General features: G+C 67.3%; 6 protein-coding genes. 4 read left to right on the forward strand and 2 right to left on the reverse strand.

All coding sequences use genetic code 11. The features are described from left to right. Together ACIF8T_RS40420 and ACIF8T_RS40425 are read left to right on the forward strand one after the other, a co-directional pair. Positions 1-188: TetR/AcrR family transcriptional regulator C-terminal domain-containing protein (locus ACIF8T_RS40420; RefSeq protein WP_400042471.1), on the forward strand; the 188-nt coding region annotated here is incomplete at its 5' end. A gap of 361 nt (positions 189-549) precedes the next feature. Beyond that, the gene (locus ACIF8T_RS40425; protein WP_400042472.1) at positions 550-810 is read left to right on the forward strand and encodes a hypothetical protein; all 261 of its coding nucleotides are present in this window, start codon (positions 550-552) and stop codon (positions 808-810) included. A 53-nt stretch (positions 811-863) separates the two neighbouring features. On the opposite strand, the gene ACIF8T_RS40430 is transcribed toward ACIF8T_RS40425, so the two are convergent. Beyond that, entirely contained in the window at positions 864-1,493 is a 630-nt protein-coding gene (locus tag ACIF8T_RS40430; RefSeq protein ID WP_400042474.1) for a hypothetical protein, read from the reverse strand. 697 nt (positions 1,494-2,190) lie between these two features. On the opposite strand from ACIF8T_RS40430, the gene ACIF8T_RS40435 reads away from it, so the two are divergent. Together ACIF8T_RS40435 and ACIF8T_RS40440 are read left to right on the forward strand one after the other, a co-directional pair. Then, on the forward strand, positions 2,191-2,817 hold the full coding sequence (locus ACIF8T_RS40435; RefSeq protein WP_400042476.1) for a transposase: 627 nt from the start codon (positions 2,191-2,193) through the stop codon (positions 2,815-2,817). 127 nt (positions 2,818-2,944) lie between these two features. After that, positions 2,945-3,556, forward strand: a complete 612-nt coding sequence (locus ACIF8T_RS40440) for a transposase (RefSeq protein ID WP_400042478.1) — start codon at positions 2,945-2,947, stop codon at positions 3,554-3,556. A gap of 7 nt (positions 3,557-3,563) precedes the next feature. Here the strand turns inward: ACIF8T_RS40440 and ACIF8T_RS40445 are convergent, their stop codons facing one another. Then, the gene (locus ACIF8T_RS40445; protein ID WP_400042480.1) at positions 3,564-4,037 is read right to left on the reverse strand and encodes a dienelactone hydrolase family protein; all 474 of its coding nucleotides are present in this window, start codon (positions 4,035-4,037) and stop codon (positions 3,564-3,566) included. Positions 4,038-4,327: the final 290 nt, after the last annotated feature.

Raw genomic sequence — 4,327 nt, forward strand, 5'->3', positions numbered from 1 at the left:
CGGAGGACCAGTGGATGGACAGCCGCACCCCCGCTCTCCAGGAACTAGTGGAATCCGGCCGCTTCCCGACCTTCACCAAGGTGGTCGGAGCCTTCCACGACGGTTACGACCTGCGTCTCGATGCTCTCTTCGAATTCGGTTTGAAAGCACTCCTCGACGGCCTCACCTCCATCATCGAAGGTCAGTAAGTCGTTACGTAAACACAAGAAGGAGTCCATCGCGGACCGAATCCATGCCCCTTCACACTATGGGGCCACCCACCAGCGACATGGCGGATACGACCGCCCGGGCCTCACCGGGCACATCGCGGCCGCCGCCTGCGACGCCGACGAGGGTCGGCTCACCATCTGCCCAGAGTCGTCGGCCTGGGCGACAAAGGCCCGGCTGGAGCAGGCCCTCGTATCGAAACTGCCGACACCTTGCCGAATCCGGGCAAGGTGAACTGTGACGAGGTACCGTTCGCCTCGGCATACGAGACCGTGGGCCTGCCCGCTTCTGCCGGCGGGTTGAATCCGGCCGGCAAGGCCGGAGGCGGCGAGTGCATTCACTGTGGCGGCAAAGGCCGACGACGGTAGTGAACACCTCCTCGACGACACCCGCTACGACGCACCGACGTTCACCGAGAAGTGCGGCCGCGCCTCGATGTCCGGGTACGTCAACCAGGGCGCGATGAACAAGTACGGCAACGAGTTCCTGGCGCAGATGCGGGTCATCGACGGCGACGCGTTCGCCGTCGATCCCGGTCGGCTGTGGTTCAAGGACTGCAACACCGCTGCGGCGACCCTCGTCTGCGAGATGAAGAAGCCGTAGCCGCCGCGCCGCTGCCCGGGGTCCGCCGGTCAGGCGGGCCCCGGGCTCACGGGTCAGTGGACGGGGTGCCAGTGCTCCAGCGCATCGTCCAGCAGAGGGGCCTCGGGGGCGTCCCAGATCAGGCAGCCCCACACCAGGCCGGGCACATCCGGGCCCATGGCATCGGCCGGCCCTTCGGTGAGAGTGCGGTGCGCGGTATCGAGATAGGTGGCGATTGACGGGAAGTCCGGCTTGTCGCAAGCCAGGTTGTCCGGCAGTGACCAGCGGCCGACGCTGTCCGCCCTCACGTAATGCCCGGACTCGGGACCCGCTTCGTCGCCGGTCAGCCACGGCACTACCGGGGCGCCCCACGAGTCGCCGCAGCCGGTCTCGGGCAGCCGCGCCCTGAGAACGTCCGCCGGGCCGAGCAGGATCCCGCCGGGCAGGAACGCCCCCGAGCCGACCTCGCCCTCTTCCTCATTGGCCTCGATGTACTGGTGTTCCACACCGCCACACAGCCGCCAGAGAGCGCCCAGCTCAGCAGGAAGCCCAAAGCCGAGGTGCTGCCTCAGTTGGTCGTCGGCAGCCTCAATGGCCTGCTCCGGGACAGGCGGCAGCAGGGAGGCGTAGGAGACCGGGGCATTCGCCTCCAACCAGTCCGTGAGGCGGCGCCAGGCCATCTCCAGATTCCGTTGATCGCTCATCCCGCCAACCTACTGAGCCCCAGCGTTCACCGGCAGTCGATGCACGCGAGTGCGCGGGAACGGCGCACTTCCCAGCCAAGATTCGTTACACCACTTGGTGGGGCGCCATCCATGACCGGGAGGACCATTCCTGCAGGCGCGGGGAGCAGGTGTCAATCCGTCGGGCAGTGGTCTGCGAGGCGGGGCCATCCCCGCACCCGCGGGGATGGCCCAGGTCCCAGTCCTTGGCGGGCACGAGCATCGTCTGCTCTCCGCGACTACGGGGATGATCCCGGACTACACAAGCAGCAGCAGGCGCGGTGGGAAGCAGGCCGCGCGCAGGACCTGCGCTACGGCTTATCGGCGTACATTGCTATATGGCTCTGGCAAGATTGTCGTAGCTGGAGATCATCTCGGTGACACGGTCGGCCGGTCCGCGGAACGGGCAGCCTCTGACTGTGCTCAGTTGAATTGGCGGATTTACTAATGCAGTTGGCCAATGTGCTGATTGTGTCGACCGAGGTCTCCGAAGCTGCCGTGGCAGTTCGTGCCCGTACAGTCCGATGTTCCATCGGACTGTACGGGATGCGGGTGGTCCAGTGTGTGGTGCCACAGCCGCTATGTACGGCGCCTCGCCGATGTCGCCCTCGGTGGTCGGCCGCTGCGCATCGACTTGTCCGTACGCCGTCTGTACTGCGAAAACGTGGCTTGTACGAAGGTGACCTTCGCCGAGCAGATGCCGGACCTGACCGTGCGCCACCAGCGGCGCACTCCGCTCCTGCAAGGCGTGGTGGAAGCCGTCGGGGTGGTGCTGGCCGGCCGGGGCGAGACTCGGATGCTGCGAATCTTGAACGTCACGCCCTCGCGGTGCACCTTCCTGTTTCAGCTGATGCGAATGCCGCTTCCGGCACTGGGGACACCACGGGTGCTGGGGGTGGACGACTTCGCGCTCTATGGCGACACCTACGGCACCCTGCTGGTCGACGCCGCCACCAGGCTCCCACTCACACTCTGGGAAGGACACGACGCTGAACAGCTCAGCCGATGGCTCCGCGACCACCTCGGCCTCGAGGTCACCTGCCGCGACGGCTCCCTCACCTACCGGCAGGGCATCACCGTCGGTGCCCCTGATGCAGTGCAGTTCAGTGACCGTTTCCACCTCTGGCAGAGCCTCTCCCGCCGAGTCCAGGACATCGCCTCTACCCACCGCGGCTGCCCGCCAGCCGCACTGCCCCGGTCAGTGAGACCCATCACGCACCGGTTGAGGAGGCGGCTGAGAACACCGCGGCCGACACCCGGGCCGGGCAGCATGCCCGCCGGCTCTTCGAGGCCGTGCACGCCCTGACCCACACCAGCAGGAGCCACAGTTCCATAGCGCGGGAGCTCGGCCTGGACCGTCGCATTGTCGCCAAGTACACCCGAGCCCGCACCTGGCAGGAAGTGATGCGCCGACCACCTCGCAAGCCCTCGCCTTGGACCCTTACCTCGACTACCTGCAACAACGCTGGGACGAGGGCGAGCACAGCGCGAAAATCCTCCACGAGGAACTTCAGGCCAAGGGCTGCCTCGGGCACTACCAGCGCGTGAAAGTGGCCGTCGCACCCCTGAGACGGGGCTTGCCCCTGAACGAGCCACGCGAAAGACCGCCCTCCCTGCGCGAAGCCGCCCGCTGGATCACCACCCATCCGGCCCGCCGCAACCTGCACATCGATGACCGCCTGCCCCGGCTCCTCCACCACTGCCCAGAACTCAGGCACACCCACGACTTGGTCCGCCGCTTCGCGGCCATGCTGGACAACCGTGACGCCGCGCCTTTGCCAGACTGGCTGAATGACCTCCCGGACAGCAAACTGCCCCCTCTTGCCGGCCTCGCCAGAGCCCTGCGTGAAGACCGGCAGGCCGTCGCCCAGGGAATCACCACCCCCTACAACTCCGGGGTCAACGAAGGCCGCATCACCGACGTGAAGCTCCAGAAGCGCCTGATGGCCAATCGTGCAGGCGTCCCACTCCTCCGCCACCGCGTCATCCTGATCGCCCACCTCCGCCGACGCTATGCGGACCGGCCGACCGTGTCACCAAGATGATCTCCAGCTACGAAAATCTTGCCAGAGCCATGTTCACGTGTACGCCGACACAGGCTCGCTGCGCATGCTGTGGGTGGTAGCCGACACAGGGACCACGGGGTGGTCGACCGGCGGGTGGTGGAAGGGCGTGCAAGGCGCCGCCATAGATCGCGAGGCGCCAGTCGACGCCCGCTGCCTGCATCTCAGCGGTGAACGCGTTTCGTTGCGCGGGCGGCATGATCGGGACTTCCGGTCCGACCCCGGCCCACACCGGGCAGCGGATGTGTGCTGCCTCGCCCGGTCGACCCGTGGTAGTTGCGTTGACTGTCCCGATCGCGCGCAGGTCGACGCCGCCTCGCCTGAGTTCCAGCGCGATGGCGGCCCCGGTGCCGTAGCCGATGGCGGCGATCCGGTCGGGGTCGGTCCGGGGCTCGGTGCGCAACTCGTCGAGTGCCGCGTGGCCGATGCGCCGCATCCGGTCGGGATCAGCGAGCAGTGGCATGCAACGAGCCAGCATCTCCTCGGGGTCACCCAAATAGCGCCCGCCATGAAGGTCGAACGCAACGGACGCCCGAACCGGCCAGGCGGCACCCTTCCCGCCAGCGACTGACTCTTCCCCAGACGCCGGACCGGACAGGCCATGACCCCTACCACCCTCGGCAAGCGACTTGCCACCGTGGGCATCCCTACTCTCCGTGCGGCCGGACCGCGACCCTGCGGCAGCTCGTCCTTCAGGCGCCGCCCTCGGTCGTTGCGGGGATGCTCGGCTATCATGCCGTCCACACCGAGGCC

This window comes from Streptomyces sp. NPDC085946, assembly GCF_044540485.1.
Classification (GTDB): domain Bacteria; phylum Actinomycetota; class Actinomycetes; order Streptomycetales; family Streptomycetaceae; genus Streptomyces.